General features: G+C 68.0%; 18 protein-coding genes. 3 read left to right on the top strand and 15 right to left on the bottom strand.

Translation table 11 applies throughout. The features are described from left to right. Nucleotides 1-43: 43 nt before the first annotated feature. The 4 genes from H1R19_RS02335 to H1R19_RS02320 form a co-directional block, all read right to left on the bottom strand. Nucleotides 44-862, bottom strand: a complete 819-nt coding sequence (locus H1R19_RS02335; protein ID WP_219850462.1) for an ABC transporter permease — start codon at nt 860-862, stop codon at nt 44-46. Then, complete coding sequence (locus tag H1R19_RS02330) at nt 859-1,632, bottom strand: ABC transporter permease (protein WP_219850461.1); 774 nt, start codon at nt 1,630-1,632, stop codon at nt 859-861. Before H1R19_RS02330 ends, H1R19_RS02335 begins: the two co-directional genes overlap by 4 nt. Then, nucleotides 1,625-2,446, bottom strand: coding sequence for an ABC transporter ATP-binding protein (locus tag H1R19_RS02325; RefSeq protein ID WP_188331046.1), 822 nt, complete (start codon nt 2,444-2,446; stop codon nt 1,625-1,627). The genes H1R19_RS02330 and H1R19_RS02325 overlap by 8 nt, the downstream gene beginning before the upstream one ends. Nucleotides 2,447-2,556: 110 nt before the next feature. Next, on the bottom strand, nt 2,557-3,834 hold the full coding sequence (locus tag H1R19_RS02320) for a DNA polymerase III subunit delta' (protein WP_219850460.1): 1,278 nt from the start codon (nt 3,832-3,834) through the stop codon (nt 2,557-2,559). A gap of 171 nt (nt 3,835-4,005) precedes the next feature. On the opposite strand from H1R19_RS02320, the gene H1R19_RS02315 reads away from it, so the two are divergent. Next, entirely contained in the window at nt 4,006-5,466 is a 1,461-nt protein-coding gene (locus tag H1R19_RS02315; protein WP_223205567.1) for an adenylate/guanylate cyclase domain-containing protein, read from the top strand. A gap of 153 nt (nt 5,467-5,619) precedes the next feature. On the opposite strand, the gene topA is transcribed toward H1R19_RS02315, so the two are convergent. The 3 genes from topA to H1R19_RS02300 form a co-directional block, all read right to left on the bottom strand. After that, on the bottom strand, nt 5,620-8,733 hold the full coding sequence (gene topA, locus H1R19_RS02310) for a type I DNA topoisomerase (RefSeq protein ID WP_188331044.1): 3,114 nt from the start codon (nt 8,731-8,733) through the stop codon (nt 5,620-5,622). Nucleotides 8,734-8,919: 186 nt separating this feature from the next. Next, nucleotides 8,920-9,504: a hypothetical protein gene (locus H1R19_RS02305; protein ID WP_188331043.1), complete on the bottom strand. Its 585-nt coding sequence runs from the start codon at nt 9,502-9,504 to the stop codon at nt 8,920-8,922. 270 nt (nt 9,505-9,774) lie between these two features. After that, complete coding sequence (locus tag H1R19_RS02300; RefSeq protein ID WP_188331042.1) at nt 9,775-9,978, bottom strand: cold-shock protein; 204 nt, start codon at nt 9,976-9,978, stop codon at nt 9,775-9,777. Between the two features lie 334 nt (nt 9,979-10,312). On the opposite strand from H1R19_RS02300, the gene H1R19_RS02295 reads away from it, so the two are divergent. Both H1R19_RS02295 and H1R19_RS02290 read left to right on the top strand, forming a co-directional pair. Next, complete coding sequence (locus H1R19_RS02295; protein ID WP_219850459.1) at nt 10,313-12,640, top strand: DEAD/DEAH box helicase; 2,328 nt, start codon at nt 10,313-10,315, stop codon at nt 12,638-12,640. Continuing rightward, nucleotides 12,633-13,181, top strand: a complete 549-nt coding sequence (locus H1R19_RS02290) for a hypothetical protein (protein WP_188331040.1) — start codon at nt 12,633-12,635, stop codon at nt 13,179-13,181. The genes H1R19_RS02295 and H1R19_RS02290 overlap by 8 nt, the downstream gene beginning before the upstream one ends. 28 nt (nt 13,182-13,209) lie before the next feature. On the opposite strand, the gene H1R19_RS02285 is transcribed toward H1R19_RS02290, so the two are convergent. The 8 genes from H1R19_RS02285 to ssd all read right to left on the bottom strand — a co-directional run bounded on the left by H1R19_RS02285 (nt 13,210) and on the right by ssd (nt 18,726). Next, nucleotides 13,210-13,581, bottom strand: a complete 372-nt coding sequence (locus tag H1R19_RS02285) for an Rv3654c family TadE-like protein (protein WP_219850458.1) — start codon at nt 13,579-13,581, stop codon at nt 13,210-13,212. Continuing rightward, nucleotides 13,578-13,922, bottom strand: coding sequence for a TadE family type IV pilus minor pilin (locus H1R19_RS02280; RefSeq protein WP_219850457.1), 345 nt, complete (start codon nt 13,920-13,922; stop codon nt 13,578-13,580). The genes H1R19_RS02285 and H1R19_RS02280 overlap by 4 nt, the downstream gene beginning before the upstream one ends. A gap of 101 nt (nt 13,923-14,023) precedes the next feature. After that, nucleotides 14,024-14,194 (bottom strand): DUF4244 domain-containing protein, encoded by a 171-nt coding sequence (locus tag H1R19_RS02275; RefSeq protein WP_188331145.1) that lies wholly within the window; start codon nt 14,192-14,194, stop codon nt 14,024-14,026. Between the two features lie 239 nt (nt 14,195-14,433). After that, on the bottom strand, nt 14,434-14,811 hold the full coding sequence (locus tag H1R19_RS02270; RefSeq protein ID WP_188331037.1) for a VOC family protein: 378 nt from the start codon (nt 14,809-14,811) through the stop codon (nt 14,434-14,436). 48 nt (nt 14,812-14,859) lie between these two features. Next, on the bottom strand, nt 14,860-15,498 hold the full coding sequence (locus H1R19_RS02265; RefSeq protein ID WP_188331036.1) for a type II secretion system F family protein: 639 nt from the start codon (nt 15,496-15,498) through the stop codon (nt 14,860-14,862). Then, on the bottom strand, nt 15,495-16,379 hold the full coding sequence (locus H1R19_RS02260; RefSeq protein ID WP_219850456.1) for a type II secretion system F family protein: 885 nt from the start codon (nt 16,377-16,379) through the stop codon (nt 15,495-15,497). Before H1R19_RS02260 ends, H1R19_RS02265 begins: the two co-directional genes overlap by 4 nt. After that, a complete protein-coding gene (locus H1R19_RS02255; protein WP_223205541.1) occupies nt 16,373-17,668 on the bottom strand; it encodes a TadA family conjugal transfer-associated ATPase in 1,296 nt (431 codons plus the stop codon). The genes H1R19_RS02260 and H1R19_RS02255 overlap by 7 nt, the downstream gene beginning before the upstream one ends. Beyond that, a complete protein-coding gene (gene ssd / locus H1R19_RS02250) occupies nt 17,665-18,726 on the bottom strand; it encodes a septum site-determining protein Ssd (RefSeq protein ID WP_219850455.1) in 1,062 nt (353 codons plus the stop codon). Before ssd ends, H1R19_RS02255 begins: the two co-directional genes overlap by 4 nt. Between the last annotated feature and the right edge of the window lie 704 nt (nt 18,727-19,430).

The raw sequence follows: 19,430 nt of genomic DNA, 5'->3' as shown, positions 1-19,430 counted from the left end.
GTTCCCTTCCGAGATGACAACTGGGTCGTGCAGGCGCCCGACCTCAGGTTTGTTGCATTCCCATCTGTGCCAGCACGACCGTCTCGAAAACGCCGACAATCGCGTACAGGACGATCGAGGCCACCGTGATGACCAGTACCGAGGCCCACAGTTCGTCGTAGGCGGCGGCGGGCAGGGCCTGCTGCAACGACGCACCGAGACCCTTGTTGGTCCCCAGCCACTCGGCGACGGTCGCGCCGATGAGCGCGCCCGGTACCGACACCTTGGCCGCGCTGAACAGAGCGGGCACCGCAGACGGAATGGCCGCCCGGCGCAACGCGGTCCACCGGCTGCCGCCGTAGACGCTGATCACGTCGGTGATCTGCCGCGGCGCGTTGGCCAGGCCCGTCATGATCATCACGAGCGCGGGAAAGAACACGACGATGCCGCCCATCACCGCGACCACGGCAACACCACGTCCGACGATGACGGTGATCAGCGGGGTCATCGCGACCAGCGGCACCGACCGCAACAGCATCGCGATCGGCATGAAGGTCTGCGCCGTGGACCGGGACACCACGAACACCGACGCCGTCGCGACAGCGGCCAGCATTCCTGTCGAGAAGCCGATCGCCGCGTCCTGCAACGTGATCCACAGGTTGTCCAGGATCTCCGCACGCGATTGCGGTGCACCGGGGGCGACGAACAGATAGTCGAACACGTCGACCGGCGTACGTCCGATTATCGGCCCGATGTCGGGAAACGCCAGCAGGAACAGCCACCAGATCACCAGGATCAGCACGAACGACAACAACAGAGACCCGAGGAAACGCGCTGTGGCCCACAGTCCGCCGACCCGGATGCTCCCGACTGTGGCGCTCATCGGCCCATCGCCGTTCCGGTCGACCAGGTGGTCGCATACCTCGCGACCACCGCGACCACCGCGTACCCGAGACCGGCGACGGCACCACTGATGAGCGCGATCGCCCAGACCTGCGGAATGTTCCCGCTCTGCTGAGCGATGATCATCGCCGGACCGGCGCCGGTCTCGGGCATCGCGAGGAACTCACCGAGCACCGCGCCGAGAACGGCTGCCGGAGCGGCGATCTTGATCGCCGCGAGAGTGTTCGGGAGTGCGGCCACCGAGCGCACCCGCCACAACTGCGCGAAGCGGCCGCCGCCGTAGACCTTGACGAGGTCGATGCTGCCCGAGTGCGGTGACCGCAATCCCGACAACGCACCGATCATCGTCGTGAAGAACACCGAGATCGCCGCGAGGAAGACGATCATCGTCGACACCTCGGCGAACGCGACCTGGATGATCGGCGCGACCGCGATGATCGGCGTGCAGTACGACAGGATCGCGAGCTGGGTGGCGAGGCCCTCCGCCGGCGGCACGAGGATCACGACCACCGCCAACGCGATCGCGAGGGCGTTTCCCCAGATGAATCCGCGGAGAGCGAGTTCGATTGTGAGAGAGAAGTTGTCGATGTAGTATGCCGAGCCGGTCTCACCGATCTGCGCGAGAACGGACCACGGGGTCGGAATGGTCCCGCCGAACCACTCCAGCGCACCGGCGATCCACCAGAGCGCGACGAGTCCGGCGATCCCTCCGAGCCCGGCCAGCCATCGGCCCGCCCCGAATCTAGCCACCCACGCCCTCCGCGATCTGCGCCTCTCCGGCAGCTCTACCGAAGAGCAGCCCCGACAGATGGTCGTGGATCTCGTGGAACTCGGGCGTGCGCATCATCTCCGGTACGCGGGGTCGCGGAAGGTCGATCGTCACCGTCTCGACGACCCGCCCCGGACGCGGGCTCATCACCGCCACCACGTCGGAGAGGAACACCGCCTCGGCGATCCCGTGGGTCACCATCAGGGTCGTGGCCGGTTTCTCGGTCCAGATACGGAGCAGTTCGACGTTGAGCCGCTGACGGGTCATGTCGTCGAGCGCGCCGAACGGTTCGTCGAGCAGTAGTGCCGTCGGTTTCACGACGAGGGCGCGTGCGATCGAGACACGTTGGCGCATACCGCCGGACAGGGTGGCCGGTTTGGATTTCTCGAAGCCCTTGAGTCCGACGAGGTCGATGAGGTCGGCGATGAGGTCGTCGTCGACGGGCAGGCCGCCGACCTGCAGCGGCAGCTTGATGTTGGACTCCACCGACCGCCAGGGCAGCAACGCAGAATCCTGGAAGGCGATGCCCAGCTCCCGATTTCGCTGCAGGTCCTGCGGCGAGTGGCCGTTCATCAGTGCCGTTCCCTCGGTCGCCGACTCCAGGCCGGCAAGGATGCGCAGCACGGTGGATTTGCCGCAGCCCGATGGTCCGAGCAACGACAGGAACGAGCCTTCGGACGTGGTCAGCGAGACATCCGACAACGCGGTCACAGTCGAGCTGCCACGCAGCGAGCGAGAGGCGAACGTCTTGGTCAACCCGGAGACGTTGATCCCCGTACCCAGGGGGCGTGTCATGATCGGAGACGTTAGAGAGGCCGTGTTGCTGAAGCGTTAAGGATGCGTAACCCTCGTCGGCCCTGGCGCATTGGGCTCGCTCGGAGGACTCTGCACCGCCCTGCTCGGGCTCACTTGCCCTTGAGCGCCAAGCCGATGGTGGCCACGAGATCGTCGACGGCGAACTTCGGTTTCACATTCATGTCGAGGGCTTCTCGGCACGCGAGAACGGCCTCCACACACTGCAGCAGCTGCTCGGGTCTGGCGTATCCGGCGAGCGGGATCGCGATGTCGTCGGCCTTGTCCGGATGCATGGCCGTCACCTGCGCACCGACACCGACGACCAGGGCGTCGCGGAACAATGCGGCGAGGTCGACGAGAGCGCGGTCGAGGACGTCGCGGCCGACGCGGGTGGCCCTGGATTTCTGGCGCTTCTCCAGTTCCTTGAGCGCACCGGCGGTGCCGCGCGGCATCCGTGCGGTCCCCTTGCCGGTGCCGCCTGCACCGAGCGCGGTCCTCATGTCGTCGGTCTCGGCCTCGTCGAGTTCGGCACTGATGGCCTTGGCGGCCTGTTCGGCCGACCGCACCAGCTCCTCGGCTGCCGCGTACGCGGTCGAATCCCGAGACGCCGCCCGCGCCAGGCCCAGAGCCTTCTCACGCTGCGCCCGCGCGTCCGGATCGGTGGCGAGGCGACGGGCGCGGCCGATGTGGCCGCCGCACACCGAGGCAGCCCACCGAGCCTGCTCGGGGTCGAGCCCGTCGCGTTCGGCGAGGACCCGTTCGATGTCGGCGGTCGTCGGCGTCACCAGCGCGACGTGCCGGCACCGCGATCGCAGCGTCACCGAGATGTCCTCGGGATCGACCGACGGCGCGCACAGCAGGAACACCGTCCGCGACGGCGGCTCCTCGACGACCTTCAGCAACGCATTCGCCGCCTGCTCGGTGAGCCGGTCGGCGTCCTCGACGATGACGATCTGCCAGCGACCCGTGCCAGGGCGACGCGCAGCGGCCTGGACGATGTCGCGCATGGCCCCCACCGCAAGGCTCAACCCCTCCGGGACGACGTGGCGGACGTCGGCGTGGGTCTTGGCCATCACCGTCACGCACGCGCGGCACTCGCCGCAGCCGACGTTCGCGGCGTCGGGCGTCTGGCACTGCAGGGCAGCCGCGAAGCACATCGCCGCAACCGAGCGTCCGCTCCCGGGAGGCCCGGTGAAGAGCCAGGAATGGGTCATCGACGCGCGCGTCCATCCCGCGTCGACGCCCGGGATCTCGTCGTCGGGCAGGAACATCTCGCGCGCCGAGCCCGCGTCGAGACGCTTGGAGAGGACCCGCGCGGCCCGCGCGGCGGCACGCAGATCGTCGGCGATCGCCTCTTGCCCGGTCAGCCGATCAAAGACATTGGTCACAGCAACACCCTAATCCGCAGTTCGGACACGCCCCGGGGCCGGAACCATGTTTAACGATTGCAAGCAGGCAGCTACCGTGGTCCCGTGGTTGAACAACGGTCGCGGTGGTCAAAGGGCCTGCATCTGGCCCGATGGCTGATTCATACACCGTGGCCGATCCTCGCGCTCGACATGTTGCGCGCGAACCTCGTCGGCGCGCTGTTCACGTTCGCCTTCCTCCGGTTCGGCATGCCGATCCAGGATTCGATCAGCCTCGACGAGATCACCGCGCTGAACCAGGCCATCTTCGCGGCCTACCTGTTGATCGCGATGGTCATCGGCGGGTTCGCGAGCATCCAGTTGTCCCTGCCGGTACTCATCTGGCATCGCCGACGCACCCGGCTCGACAATGAGGCCGCACGACGCCGCGCCCTCGCCCTGCCGGTGCTGCTGACGCTCGTCAACGCCGCACTCTGGGGAGTGGGCGGCACGCTGTTCACCCTCGTCAACCTGACCGTGTCGTCGAAGAATGCGTTCATCGTCGCGATCGCGAGCGCGATCGGCGCGATGGTGACCTGCGCGCTGAGTTTCATGCAGGCAGAGAAGGTGCTCCGCCCGATCACCGTCGCCGCGATGGCCAACAATCCCGACAACGCCATCGCCCCCGGTGTCACCACCCGCATCACCGCGTTCTGGGTGATCAGCGTCGTCGCGCCGATGCTGGTGATCATCGGCATGATCGTCCTGCACCGGCTCGGCATCATCGAGGCCGATTCCACCGGCCTGGAACGACCGATCCTCTGGATGGCGGTCTCGGCGCTCGCCTTCAGCGTCATCGCGATCGTGCGGGTCGTCGCGGCCATCAACGACCCGATCAAGCAGCTGCGGCGCGCGCAGTCCAAGGTCAGTGCGGGCGACCTCAACGTCGCGGTGAAGATCTACGACGGCAGCGATCTCGGCCTGCTGCAGGCGGGTTTCAACGACATGGTCGCCGACCTGCGCGAACGCCAGGAGCTGCGCAACCTGTTCGGCCGGTACGTGGGCGAGGACGTCGCCCGCCGGGCCATCGAGACCGGAACCGAACTCGGCGGCGAGGAACGCTATGTCGGCGTGCTGTTCGTCGACATCGTCGGTTCGACGCGCCTCGCGGTCAACCGCCCCCCACACGAGATCGTCGAGTTGCTGAACGAGTTCTTCCGCGTGGTCGTGGGCGTCGTCGGACGCCACGGCGGCTTTGTCAACAAGTTCCAGGGCGACGCGGCACTGGCCATCTTCGGCGCCCCCCTCGACCTCGACGACTTCGCCGGTCGCGCTCTCGCGTCCGCGCGTGAGCTGCGGGCCGAACTGTACGAGACCCTCGGCGACACCGACATCGGGATCGGGGTGTCGGCCGGCAAGGCCATCGCCGGTCACATCGGCGCCGAACAGCGCCTCGAGTACACCGTCATCGGCGACCCGGTCAACGAGGCCGCCCGTCTCACCGAGCTCGCCAAAGACGAACCGACCCGGGTTCTCGGTTCGGCTCGCGCGGTGTTCCTGGCCTCGAATGAAGAGGCCGAGCACTGGGAGATCGGCGAGGGCGTCGAACTCCGCGGCCGCGGGATCGAGACGCTGCTCGCCCGGCCCCACATGGCGCCGTACAAGCACGACTGAGTCGTCGTCTCGGCTTCGGTGGCCTCGATCGCGGCCCTCGGGCCTACTCGACCACCCGAGGTTCAGCTGACAGGTTCTGCTGAGCGCCAGAGATTCAGCAGCCCACCAGAGGTTCACTCGACCACCAGAGGTTCAGCTGACCGGCCCGGCGGGTCACTCGTCCGCCGGGGCCGCCTTCTCGGGCGCGGTCTTCTTGGCCGCGGTCTTCTTTGCTGCAGCCTTCTTGGCCGTCGTCTTCTTGGCTGTGGTTTTCTTCGCTGCAGCCTTCTTCGCCGGGGCCTTCTTCGCGGCAGTCTTCTTGGCGGTGGTCTTCTTGGCCGCCTTCTTCGCCGTCTTCTTGGCCGGGCCACGCGCCCGACGGTCCGCCAACAGCTCCATCGCGCGCTCGGGCGTGATCGTGGCGACCTCGTCGCCCTTGCGCAGACTGGCGTTGGTCTCGCCGTCGGTCACGTACGGGCCGAAGCGGCCGTCCTTGATGACCATCGGCTGGCCGCTGACCTCGTCGTTCTTGCCGAGCTCACGCAGCGGCGGCGCGGCGGCCGCACGACCACGACGCTTGGGCTCGGAGTAGATCTTGAGCGCATCGTCGAGGGTGATCTCGAAGAGCTGCTCCTCGCTGCCGAGCGACCGCGAATCCGACCCCTTCTTGAGGTACGGCCCGTACCGACCGTTCTGCGCGGTGATCTCGTCACCGGATTCCGGGTCGACGCCGACGACGCGCGGCAAGGACAGCAGCTTGAGCGCATCGTCGAGGGTGACCGTGGAGATGTCCATGGTCTTGAACAGGGACCCGGTACGCGGCTTGGGTCCGGCCTTCTTCGCCGCCTTCTTGGCGGTCTTCTTGGCAGCCGGTTTCGTCTTGGTGGCGGTACCGCCGCCAGGCGCGTCGAGCGGGACCACGTCGGCGTCGGGCGACTCGGAGCCGCCTGCGCCGCTGCCGCTTGACGAACCGCCGTCGCGAGGCGTGGGTCCGGCGGGGATCGTCGCCGGCGCGGCACCGTCGTTCCCACTCTCACCGTCGTCATCGTCGTCATCGTCGGAAGGCAGGATCTCGGTCACGTACGGACCGAAACGTCCTTCCTTGGCGACGATCTCGTGTCCGGTCGCGGGATCGACACCGAGCGAACGGCCCTCTTGCGGTGTGGCGAAAAGCTTTTCGGCGACCGCCAGCGTCAGCTCGTCCGGGGTGATGTCGGCCGGCAGATTCGCTCGCTGCAGATCCGGTTCGGCGTCGGGTCCGGTGGCGACGTTTCGCTCGAGGTACGGCCCGAATCGGCCCACTCGCACATAGATCGGGCGCCCCTGCTCGTCGTCGAACAGGCGGATCGAGTTGACCTGCCGGGCGTCGATCTCCTCGAGATTGACGCCGACGAGCTTCTTGAGTCCGCCGTACTGTGCGATTGCCGAATGGGCAGAACGACTCTCGCCGTCGGCCCCGGCTTTCTCGTCACCGAAGTAGAACTCCGTCAACCACTTCGTGCGGTCCTCGTTACCGTTCGCGATCTGGTCGAGGTCGTCCTCGAGGGTCGCGGTGAAGTCGTAGTCGACGAGGCTCTGGAAGTACGCCTCGAGGAGTCCGACCACCGCGAACGCGATCCACGACGGGACCAGGGCATTGCCCTTCTTCACCACGTAGCCGCGGTCCTGGATGGTGCCGATGATCGAGGCGTAGGTCGACGGGCGGCCGATCCCGAGCTCTTCGAGCACCTTGACCAGTGACGCCTCGTTGAAGCGCGCGGGCGGATTGGTGGAGTGGCCGTCGGCGGAGAGATCGGTCGCGGTCAGCGACTGCCCCTCGGTGAGCTGCGGCAGCCGGTTCTCGGCATCGTCGGCCTGACCGCCGGTCTGCTCGTCGACCGTCTCGACGTAGGCGGACAGGAAGCCGGGGAACGTGATCGTGCGGCCCGACGCCGCGAAGGTGCAGCGCTCCCCCGAAGAAGCGGTACCGGCGATACGCAGACTGAGCGTGGTGCCCTTGGCATCGGCCATCTGCGACGCGACGGTGCGCTGCCAGATCAGCTCGTAGAGACGGAACTCGTCGGCCTCGAGCTGCCCGGCGACCTGACCCGGGGTGCGGAACGTCTCGCCCGCCGGGCGGATCGCCTCGTGCGCCTCCTGAGCGTTCTTGACCTTGCGTGTGTACTGCCGCGGTGTCGGATGGACAAAGCTGTCGCCGTAGAGCTCACGGGCCTGTGCGCGGGCGGCGTTGATGGCCGACTCACTCAGGCTCGTCGAGTCGGTACGCATGTAGGTGATGAAGCCGTTCTCGTACAGCCGCTGAGCGATGCGCATCGTGCGGTCGGAGGTGAACCGCAACTTGCGGCCGGCCTCCTGCTGCAGCGTCGACGTCATGAACGGGGCATACGGACGACGGGTGTAGGGCTTCTCCTCGACCGAGGTCACCGTCATCGCCGCGCCGCGCAGGCCTGCTGCCAGGGCCTCGGCACGGTCGGCGTCGAGGATGATCACGCCGTCGGACTTCTTCAGAGCACCCGACGGGCCGAAATCCCGACCCGTGGCCACACGGGCGTCGTCGACGTTGACCATCCGCGCCCGGAACGTCTGCGGATTGCCGTCGCCGCCGTGTGCGGTGCCTGCGTCCATGGTGGCGGCGATGTCCCAGTACTCGGCGGACACGAACGCCATGCGTTCACGTTCGCGTTCGACGATGATGCGCGTCGCCACCGACTGCACACGACCCGCCGACAGCTTCGGCATGACCTTCTTCCACAGCACCGGCGACACCTCGTAGCCGTACAGGCGGTCGAGGATGCGGCGGGTCTCCTGGGCATCGACGAGATCGATGTCGAGGTCACGGGGGTTCTCGGCCGCCGCGCGGATGGCAGGCTCGGTGATCTCGTGGAACACCATGCGCTTGACGGGGATCTTCGGCTTCAGCGTCTCGAGGAGGTGCCAGGCGATGGCCTCCCCCTCGCGGTCACCGTCCGTGGCGAGGTAGAGCTCGTCGACGTCCTTCATCAGCGCCTTGAGTTCGCTGACCGTCGCCTTCTTGTCCGGCGAGACCACGTACAGCGGTTCGAAGTTGTCGTCGACGTTCACGCCGAGGCGGGCCCACGGCTGGCCCTTGTACTTGGCGGGGACGTCGGCGGCGCCGCGCGGGAGGTCGCGGATGTGCCCTCGCGAGGACTCGACCACATAGTTCGACCCGAGATACCCGGCGATCTTGCGCGCCTTGGTCGGGGACTCGACGATCACGAGTCGTCTGATTCCCCCACTCGAGCGGGATGCGGTGCTGGTCTCTGCCACCGGGGCGTCCTTTGGTTGACTGGGTGGAGAACTTCCCTGCGTGTCAGTTCAGGTGTGTTCGATGGGTTTGTACCTTATGTATAGCGTCGATTGCACATCTGCATTCCGCGTCACACCGGCCGGTGTGACCAAAACGGCGCCCCTGAACTGCGTTTCACCAGGTCAACTGGGTGGGCAAAAAAATCACTAATGCAAATCGGCCGGTGGCCAATCCGCAACTGCCGCGGCGCGGGGCGGTGCACCGACGTACTCGTGCAAACGTGCCAGACGCCGATGCCCGGCGATCCGCAGAACCGGTGACTGGCCACGCGTACCGACGAGGGTAGGTGCGATCCCCACCCGCATCAAAGCCGTCGCGAGCTCGGCGTGCGATTCCGGGGCATGCGGATCGAGCCCGAGCTGGTAGCGCCCGTCATCGGAATGCCCGGCGGCGATCACCCACAGCCGCAGGGCACGATAGGTCGGCACCCAGCCCTTGGGCATCGCCTTCACCGCACCCGAGGACCAGGCCCGGTGCAGCGAATCGAGCTCATGGCACGACGCGGTGCGCGCCAGCGGGGTGCCCTCGTCGGAGGTGGTCAGCTCCGCGTCGAGCCCGGCCGCGTACATCTCCGCGACGATCTCCTCGGCACGCCATGGCTCGGCGACCACGATCGACACCCGCGTACCGGATTCCGAGCGGGCGGCCTGCCCATGAGCGGCGAGCAACCCCGCCAGATCGGAGTACGCGGGCTGTTCGGTCTCCGCAGAGAAGAAGGACAACTGACCCACGAGATCGAGGTTACTGTTCCGGGCCCCGCAAACCGACCTTTCCGCCGGCGGTTCGCACAGTGGGTGTTCGGAGCGGGACCGTCGGGGCAGGGGTGTCGGGGCCAGGGGTGTCGGGGCAGCGGTGGCGGGCGAGCGGTGTCGCCGGCCTCACCGGCGGCTGTCACTCGCCGGCGCCTCTACGACAAACCGCTCCCGCCTCGACGAGCGAGACGGGAGCGGTTGTCGGCAAGTGCGCATACGCAGTTGCGCGGGTGTTCTGAGCGAGTGTGCTCAGATGGCGCGAACGCCGGTGGCCTGGGGGCCCTTGGTGCCCTGCCCGACCTCGAACTCCACCCGCTGGTTCTCTTCGAGGGTGCGGAAACCGGCCCCCTGGACCTCCGAATAGTGGACGAACACGTCGTCGGAACCCTCATCAGGCGCGATGAAGCCGAAGCCCTTTTCCGCGTTGAACCACTTCACAGTTCCCTGTGCCATTCTCAGAATCCTTACTATCAACTGTCGCGACGCGATGGGTCACCGCGTCGTGGCCGGTTGACCGCCATACCTCAAAGAGCCCCGCGAAGATCTGCATCGATCCGCCAAACTAACCTCAGTACCACGGCTGCAACACGCTTGCCGCCCACCGTGGGAGATGGGGCGCGAAAGCTGCGGCCGCAACCAGTCAATCATGTCCGGAGCGTCAGCGATAGTCACAGCAACCAAAGAGAGCGAAAACCTCGTCAAACTTCAGACGGCAGTCACCAGTCGGTAACATCGCCGCCGGTTCCAGGCCCCAGGCATCATCATTTTGAATAGTTCTCACCAGAAAATGCAGTACTCCACATTCGGGACAGGTTTGCTGGCCCGAACTCTCGCGGGCACGGACACCGAGCCGTCGCCCCTCACCCATCTGTCGGTAATCCCGTCGCGCCCAGCAGCTTTCGCCGAGTGGCCGCAGTGGGTACCGCAACCGCTGCTCGACGCCTATGCCGACAACGGCATCGAACGGGTGTGGACGCATCAGGCGCGTGCCGCCGACGAGGCATTTCACGGTAATCACGTCGCCATTTCCACGGGCACGGCGTCGGGGAAATCCCTGACGTATCAAATGCCGATTCTCTCGGCGCTGCTGAACGAGAAGAATGCGACGGCGCTATATCTCGCGCCGACGAAAGCGCTCGGTGCCGACCAGATCCGTGCGGTCTCCTCGCTCATCGCGGGCCGGCCCGGCTTCGGACACCTGCAGCCCTGCGCCTATGACGGCGACACCGACCCCGAGATACGGCAATGGGCGCGCGCCCACTCCCGGTGGATCTTCACCAACCCGGACATGCTGCACATCGGCATCCTGTCCCACCACGCGCGCTGGCGACAGTTCTTCCGGCACCTGCGATACATCGTCGTCGACGAATGCCACCACTACCGGGGAGTGTTCGGCTCCCACACCGCGCTGGTGATGCGGCGGCTGCTGCGGATCGCCCGAGCGGCGGGTGCCGATCCGATCGTCATCGGTGCGAGCGCCACCGTCGCCCAACCGGCAGCGGCGCTCAGCCGTCTGATCGGTGAGCCCGCGGTCGAGGTCACCGAGGACGGGTCGCCGCGCGGCGAGCGGACCGTCGCACTGTGGGAACCGGACTTCCTGCCGGTCGTCACCGGCGAGAACGGCGCCCCGGTACGACGCTCGGCCGGCGCCGAATCCGCCCGTCTACTGGCCGATTTCGTGGTGGAAGGTGCCCGTACGCTGTGCTTCGCACGCAGCCGGCGCGGCGTCGAACTCACTGCGCTGAGCGCACGGCACCTGTTGTCGCAGAGCGCCCCCGAGCTCGAGTCCAGAATCGGCGCGTACCGCGCAGGCTACCTCGCCGACGATCGGCGACGCCTCGAGAGGGCGATCTCCGACGGGGAACTGCTGGGGGTCGCGACGACCAACGCGCTCGAATTGGGCGTCGACATCAGTGGTTTGGACGCGGTCATCGTCAGCGGATACCCCGGGACGGTCGCGTCGTTCTGGCAGCAGGCCGGCCGCGCGGGACGTCAGCGTGAGTCCGGCGACTCCCTCGTCGTGCTCGTCGCCCGCGACGACCCGCTCGACACCTACCTCGTGCACCATCCCGACTCGCTGCTCGGCAAACCCGTCGAGGCGACGGTGACCGACCCGGCCAATCCGTACATCCTCGGACCGCATCTGCTGTGCGCGGCGATGGAGAAGCCGCTGTCGGACACCGAGATCGACACCTGGGAAGCCCGCGACGTGGCCGAAGAACTGGCGGCCGACGGTCTACTGCGCAAACGCAAGTCCGGCTGGTACGTCACCGCCGGCGTCGAACCGCACGCCGACGTCGACATCCGAGGCGGTATCGGTGGACAGGTGCTGATCGTCGACACCACGACGTCGCAGCTGCTCGGTACGGTCGACACCGGACGTGCCATGTCCACGGTGCATCCCGGCGCGGTCCACATCCATCAGGGAGAGACCTACCTCGTCGACGAGCTCGACCTCGACGACGGACTCGCACTCGCCCACCCCGAAGATCCCGATTGGACGACGTCGGCCCGCGAGACCACCGACATCACGATCACCTCGGTCCTGGAGAGCGCGACGTTCGGCCCGCTGACCGTCGCGTTCGTCGGGGTCGACGTCACCCACCAGGTGGTCGGTTATCTGCGCACGCTGCGATCGGGCGAGGTGCTCGATGCCGTGGAGCTCGACATGCCCGAGCAGACGTTGCACACCCGCGCCGTGATGTACACGCTCACTCCGGAAGCCCTCGCCGACGCCGGGATCGACGAGACCCGTCTTCCCGGGTCGTTGCACGCGGCCGAACACGCGGCCATCGGTCTGCTGCCCCTCGTCGCGACGTGCGACCGCTGGGACATCGGTGGCCTCTCCACCGACGTCCACCCGGACACCGGGTTGCCGACGGTCTTCGTCTACGACGGCTACATGGGCGGGGCAGGCTTCGCCGAGCGCGGCCACTCCGCTTTCCTGACCTGGATCAACGCCACCCGGGACGCCGTCGCCAGCTGCGGATGCGAGAGCGGCTGCCCGTCGTGTGTGCAGAGCCCCAAGTGCGGGAACGGTAATGATCCCCTGGACAAAAATGGTGCAGTGGCCGTCCTGGACCTCCTACGTCGGGAATACTCGGGTCATGCATGACGAGGCATCCGACCGGGGACTCCACACACGACGGCAGATCATCCGGCCGTCGCGTGCCTTCTTCCTGCTCGCACGCCCGACCCTGAACACCGACACTCTGCCGTCGTCCATCGGCGAACGCGACGTGTTCTTCTCCGAGGAGGAGGCACTCGACGCCCTCGACCTGCACTACGGCTGGTGCGCAGCGCGGTCCGGCGGTTTCACCGATGTGGTGACCACCGCCCAGTGGTACCTGCAGACCGCCATGGTCGGGCCACGGATCACCGCGTCCCTCGGCGAGGTGTACCTGGCCTGCGCCGATGCCCAGTCCGGCGAGACCTGGGCCGCCGCAGGTGGATTCCTCACCGAGGGTGAGCTGATCCACTGGTCGTCGTTCGTCCGGTCGGTACGATCGTGGATCCCGATCAACACCGGCACCGAGACCCTCGAGCTCGCCTACCGCGGCGACACCGATGTTCACTTTCACCAATTGTGGTTCGCACCAATTCAATCGGTCCGCGTGTATCCCAAGAGGATCGTCGTCGAGAGTGGCGACGCGTAGTCGCCGGCTCTGCGGCCCGAGGCACGGTTCACTCGACCGGACCGGCACGTGCCTTCGCGGTGGCCGCGCGTACGCCGAAGGTGCCGAGGTCCACCGGTACCCGGACCGACACCACCACGTCTTCACCATCGACCCGGCACTCGACGAGATCGGCCCGCGGCTGCTGCGCCGCGGCCGACTGCCGCGCGGCAGCACACGGATCGGGCTCCCCACCGACGTGGTCGACGGCCGCGGCCAGCGCGGACAGATCCGCCGCCGATTGCGCACGATGGCGAGCGAGTACCGCGGCACCGACGTAGATCACCAACACCAGGATCGCGGCCAGCGCGGCAACGGCGAACGCCCCCAACAGGGTTGCGTTACCGCGATCGTCGGCGATCAGGCCGATACGACGACTCATGGGCCGACACCGGGCGCGAAGACCACCTGGTCCTCACCGCGCGGTTCCTTCGCGGCGATCGCTCGAGCCGACAACGTCAGCCCCGGCAGCAGGGGTACCGTCGTACGCACATCGACGACGACCCGTTCGCCGTCTTCGGAGATCGACACGCGCGCACCATCTCCGACGATCCTCTCCGCAACATGGCGTGCCGACGCATCGCCGGATGCGGTCAATCGCGCGCCCTCGCGGGCGGCGTCGGTGCACCGGATCTGCGCGGTCACCCCGGCGATCGCCCCGACAGCAAGCAACACCGCGACCACGATCGCCGAGATGGCATATGCTGCCTCGACAGTCACCATCCCGGCATCGTCGGCGCCGACGCGTCGATACGAACTCTTCGCCCGGGCAATCACTTTCGTCAGTGCACACGGTGTGGAAGCCGGCAGCGTCGGTGCGCACATCAGCCGACCGAGGTGTTGAGGGCCTTCCCGATGATCCCCGTCAAGGCACTGACGATGTTGTCACCGGTGACCACGGTGTAGAGGATGGCACCGAACGCGGCTGCCGCGATCGTCCCGATCGCGTACTCGGCGGTCGACATTCCCGCTTCGTCGGTGATGAGGCGGGTCATGTGGGCGCCGAGGCGATCGGCGAGTCCGATGTTCTCGGCTGCAGCGGGCTCACCCGCCCCAGCGGCGCGATCGTCAGCAGCGCGGGTGTCTGCACTCTGAACAGAGTTGTGGGTCATGGCTTCTCCTACGGGAATCGGCGGGATGACGAGATCGGTGAGCTATCAGCAATCACGTACTTGGACGCAGCGGGACTCCGATCGGATCCCTCCGATTTCGGCCGCCCCGCCGGCCCGGCCGCCTAGGAGGTCGCCCAGACCCCGAGTTCGTTGCCGCTCGGGTCGGTGAAATGGAAGCGGCGTCCACCGGGGAAGGTGTACGGCCCCTGGATGATCTGTCCTCCCGCCGCCCGGACCCGGTCCGCAGTGGCGTCGAGGTCGTCGGAGTAGAGCAGGACCAGGGGTCCGCCGCCGGTCGTCACCGAACTGGTGACCGCCAGGCCTCCGACCTCCGGGGCCTCTCGGCCCGCCGGGTTCACGACGCCCGCGTAGGTGGGGCCGTAATCATTGAACTCCCAGCCGAAGGCGCTCGCGTAGAACGCGCACGCGGCCGCCAGATCGGTGACCGCGAACTCCACGTAGTCGATCGAATGGTGTCGGTGCTTGTCGGTGTCACCCATACGTGCCAGTCTGCACCGTCTCACCGACGGCGGAGCGGCATCGGCTGGTCAGACCGACCCCAGCACCGTCGACGCCAGACCCACGACGACGGGAACGATCCCGAGGCAGATGAACGCAGGCAAGAAACACAGTCCCAGCGGACCGCTGATCGCGACACCCGCACGCTCGGCGGCTGCGAGGGAGTCGTCGTGGGCGCGGCGTCGAACGTCCTCGGCAAGCTCGGCGAGGCCGCCGGCGAGCGACGAACCCGCACGAGCAGTGCGGCGGGCCATCGCGCCGAGCGACTCCAGATGATCCACCGACGATGCACCCTTGGTGTCGGAGTCGGCGAGCAGCGCCGACCAGGCCGTGTCCGGGTCGGCGCCGAGCTGCAGCAGATCCGCGACGCGTGTCAGCGGTCCCGCCAGCGATGCCGGAGCGCGATCGGCGACAACAGACGCGGCGGTCCCCACCGGCAACCCGGCGCGCAGACACACCGCGAACAGATCGAAGGCCGACGCCACAGCGAAGGGGTCCTCCCGCGGCGGCCCCGCGCCGAGCCAGCGTGGCGAGCGGTCCGGTCCGGGCGGCGGGTCGATGACCCGGTACAGGTTCCACCGTGGCTGCGGCCAGATCCACACCGCGACCACGAGCAACCCGAGTGCCACCACGATCTCGGTGGCATCGATACCTGCCGGCCAGTTCATCGCGCCAGGACCTTGCCGGTGATCCGCTCGGACCAGGCGATCCCCGCAGCGGCCAGCGCGCACCCCACCACCAGCAGGATTCCGCCGAGTCCACCACCGAGCAGCACCTGAATCGGACCGGCACCGGTGGCCTGGCCCAGTGCGATTCCGAGCAGCGGCAGTCCCGCCAGAACCATCGCGGTCGCGCGTGGGCCCGACAGACCCGCGCGGGTGCGCTCGGTGAATCCTCGCCGCGACGCCAGGTCCGAGCGCAGCGCGGCGAGCATGTCGACCATGGGCAGTCCCTGACGTTCGGCGGTCTGCCAGGCGATCCCGATCCGCCGCCATGACGCGATGCCCGACGACGCTCCCCCCTGCCCTAGACCCACCGCCCCGGGACCCACCACCCCCGAACCCACCGCGGGAGCATCGATCACCGAGCCGCCGAGTGACGCCCGCCAGGCCATCGACTCCAGGCCGTCGGCGATCTCCGACCTCGTGCCGGGTGCGTCGCGTTCGCGCCGGCGGAGTTCGGCGACGGCGACCTCGCAGGCCCGCACCGGGGGCGCACCCACCGAGAGCTCGGCGACCATCAGCGACAACGCCAGCAACAGATCTTCCATCTGTTGATCGAAGCGTCTCTCCCACTGCCGCTTTCGGCGCACCCAGACCACGACCGCGACGATGATCCCGGCCGCCGTCGCGGCCGCGACACCGCCGATGAGGAATCCCGCAACCGGGACGGCCACCGGGATCGCGAGCACCGGATTCGACGACCGGCCGGTACCCGAGCGGCCGCAGACGGCGAGCATCCGAGATCTGGCCGGCAGCGGTGTCCACAGCAGCGTCGCGATCGCCGAGGCACCGAGGACAGGTGCGAGTGCCGCGAGCGGACTCAGCATCGCGGTACCGGATCATGTTGTTCGCGAACGGTTCCGCGTCCATCTCGCGCGACGCCCGGCAGCGGGTCCGGCCGCGGAGCCTCGGCCAGCGGCGGGACGCGCACCATCGTGTCGGCCACCAGGGCGTCGAAGTGGCGCATGTCTTCGGTGAAACCTCTGCCGCGCAGCCAGATCGATTCGATCGCGACCCGACCGTCCCGGCCTCGCCGGACGACGCCGATCTCCACGAGGCCACGTGCGCCGTCGGCATGGCGGGCGACTCCGAGCACCACCTGGAGCGCGGCGCCGAGCTGACTGTGAAGTGCATCCCTGCCCATACCTCCGAGCGCGGCAAGAGCTTCCATCCGTGCGGGAACCTCCGACGACGAGTTCGCGTGAACGGTGCCGGCGCTGCCGTCGTGCCCGGTGTTCAGTGCGGTCAGCAGATCGATGACCTCCCCGCCCCGAACCTCCCCGACGATGATCCGGTCCGGTCGCATACGTAGCGCCTGCCGGACCAGCGTCCGCACCGGAACCTCCCCCACCCCTTCGACATTCGATGTCCGCGCGACCAGGCGGACCACCTGCGGGTGACGAGGGTCGAGCTCGAGTGCGTCCTCGACGCACAGGACCCGCTCACGCGGGTCCATCGCACCGATCAGCGCGTTGAGGAGCGTCGTCTTCCCCGACCCCGTGCCTCCGATGACCAGGAAGGCCAGGCGGTGACGCAGGATGTCGGCGATCACCGGCACCACCTCCTGCGGGATCGCGCCGCCCGCTATCAGGCTGGGCAGGTCCTTCGACGCCGATCGCAGCACGCGCAACGAGATGCAGGTCCCGTCGGCGGCGAGCGGCGGGATGATCGCGTGCAGCCGGACCGTGTGGCCGCGACGGCCCACGTTCGACAGCTGCCCGTCGACCCACGGCTGGGCGTCGTCGAGGCGTCGGCCCGCGCTCAACGCCAGGCGTCCGGCGAGGCGACGCACCGATGCCTCGTCCGGGAACCGGATCGTCGTCGGTTCCAGGCCGTGGCCACGGTCGACCCACACCTCCTCGGGTCCGGCGACCAGGATGTCGGCGATGTCGGGTTCGGCGAGAAGTTGCTCGAGTTTGCCCGCCCCCGTCAGCTCGGTCTGCAGAAACCGAAGAGCCGCAAGCAGATCGGTGTCGCCGAGGACACCACCCGCCTCCGCGCGGATCGCCTCGGCGATGACCGCCGGGCTCGGGTCGGCGGCGTCGGCGGCCAGCCGGGAACGCACCCGATCGAGCAGTTCGTCGTCGGCACGGCCGGTTCCGCGCTGCCGACTCATGCCGCGTGCCGCCGGCCCGCAGTCGCGCGAGCGTGCACCGCGAGCGCGGCACGCCCGAGCGGGCTGCGGGGCTTCACCCTCAGCGGTCCACCTTCGAGGCGGCTCGCGAGACGCGGGTCGGGCCGGTAGGCGGCGACAAGCGGAAGCCCGATCGCATCGGCGACCTGCTGCGGGCGCAGACCACCCGGCGACGGCCCACGGACGGCGAGTTCGACGGCCACCTCGTCCCCGACGATCCGGCTGACGACGCGTCGAGCGGCCGCGCACCCCGCGACCGTGGGGCTGGTGACCACCACGACCAGGTCCACCGAGGAGATCGCCGCTCGTACCACCGGTCCGTCGGATCTGGGCAGGTCGATGACGACCAGGTCGCCGTGTGTGTGGCCGGCATCTATGACGGCGGTGACCGCGTCGGCCCGCAACGCGAGAGTCGGGACCCGCTCCGAGGTCAGGACCGCGAGCCCGTCGTTCACCCGCGGCAGCGCCTGGTGCAGAGCGGTCCCGCCGACGACCCCTCCGTCGAGTGAGAGGTCCTGCCAGCGCAGACCGGGACGCTGTTCGACGCCGAGTAGCAGGTCGGCGCCCGATCCGATGTCGTCGAGATCGAGCAACAGCGTGGGTGAGGCGCGCTGCGCGCTGGTCAGCGCGACCGCCGCGGCGAGGGTCGAGGCACCGGCACCGCCGTGGGCACCGACGACGGCGACGACACCCGACGGGTTGCGGCGCGGTACCCGCGACTCCGTCAGGGCTCTCACCAGGCGACTCTCGTCGGCGGGCAGTGTTGCGGCGTCTTCGGCGCCGAGATCCATCGCCAGTCGCCAGGTCTCACCGGCGGGATCGGTGCCGCTCACCAGGACCACCCCGCCACGGCGGGGAGGGTGGAGTCGCGAGAGGACGGCGATGGCGTCGGGATCCGCCACGACTGCACGGGCGGTGAGCCATTCCCGGCGGCAATCGTCGGCTCGGGCGGTGACCGTGCGGTACCCGGCCGCAGCCGCACATCGGGCGACGTCGTCGGAGAGGTCGGGATGGACGAGGACGAGTAGGTCGTCGGGCATGGCGTCGATGATGACGCCGACTGGCCGCCCCGGACGTCAGGTGGGACACCGCTGTGGAGACAGTGACGACCTGTGGACAACTTCGGAGAGGGTCCGGCGATCAGGGGTAAAAAAGACCCCAGACAGAGGACAACCCCGGCCAGGGGGGGAGGAGGCCGGGGTCGTCACGTTTCAGCCCCGGGGGGTCGGGCTGAAACGCACCGGTATCAGAACCGGGTACGGATGACTATACACACGCTTTCTGATTCTTCGCAAGCACAACAATCCCTTTCCGCAAATGCCCATTCTACCGATCGGTAACAAGAGCGACCAGTGAGACATCGCCCCCGATTCGGTATCCGACAGGTCGATTTCAGACATCGAATCGCTGCGCTCAGGGCCCTCTCGACCGAGACGCCGGGCGGCGCCGCGCCCGCCGGCCCCGGCGCACGCTCCGCAGACGTTCACGCGTCCCGGGGTCCGTGAGCCGATGCGGGACAACATCTCTCACTCCCCTGTCCATGTCATTCGACATTCAGACCCGGAACGCTTGATGTGACCGGCGTCACGGTGTAGAACAGTGGTTACGGAAACTCGGAGGGCCAAGCCCGATCCGGAAGAGAAGGAACGGACCCCCCGCCGAGCACTTCCCAGCACGGGCGGCAAGCACCCACGCGGAGCACGCCGCATATGGCAAAAGCGTTGTGCGCCTGCGACATCACAGC

Origin of the sequence: Gordonia jinghuaiqii, assembly GCF_014041935.1 — a bacterium.
Lineage (GTDB): Bacteria > Actinomycetota > Actinomycetes > Mycobacteriales > Mycobacteriaceae > Gordonia > Gordonia jinghuaiqii.
Note: the sequence above shows the minus strand (reverse complement) of the source record. Positions and strands in the feature narration are given on the sequence as shown.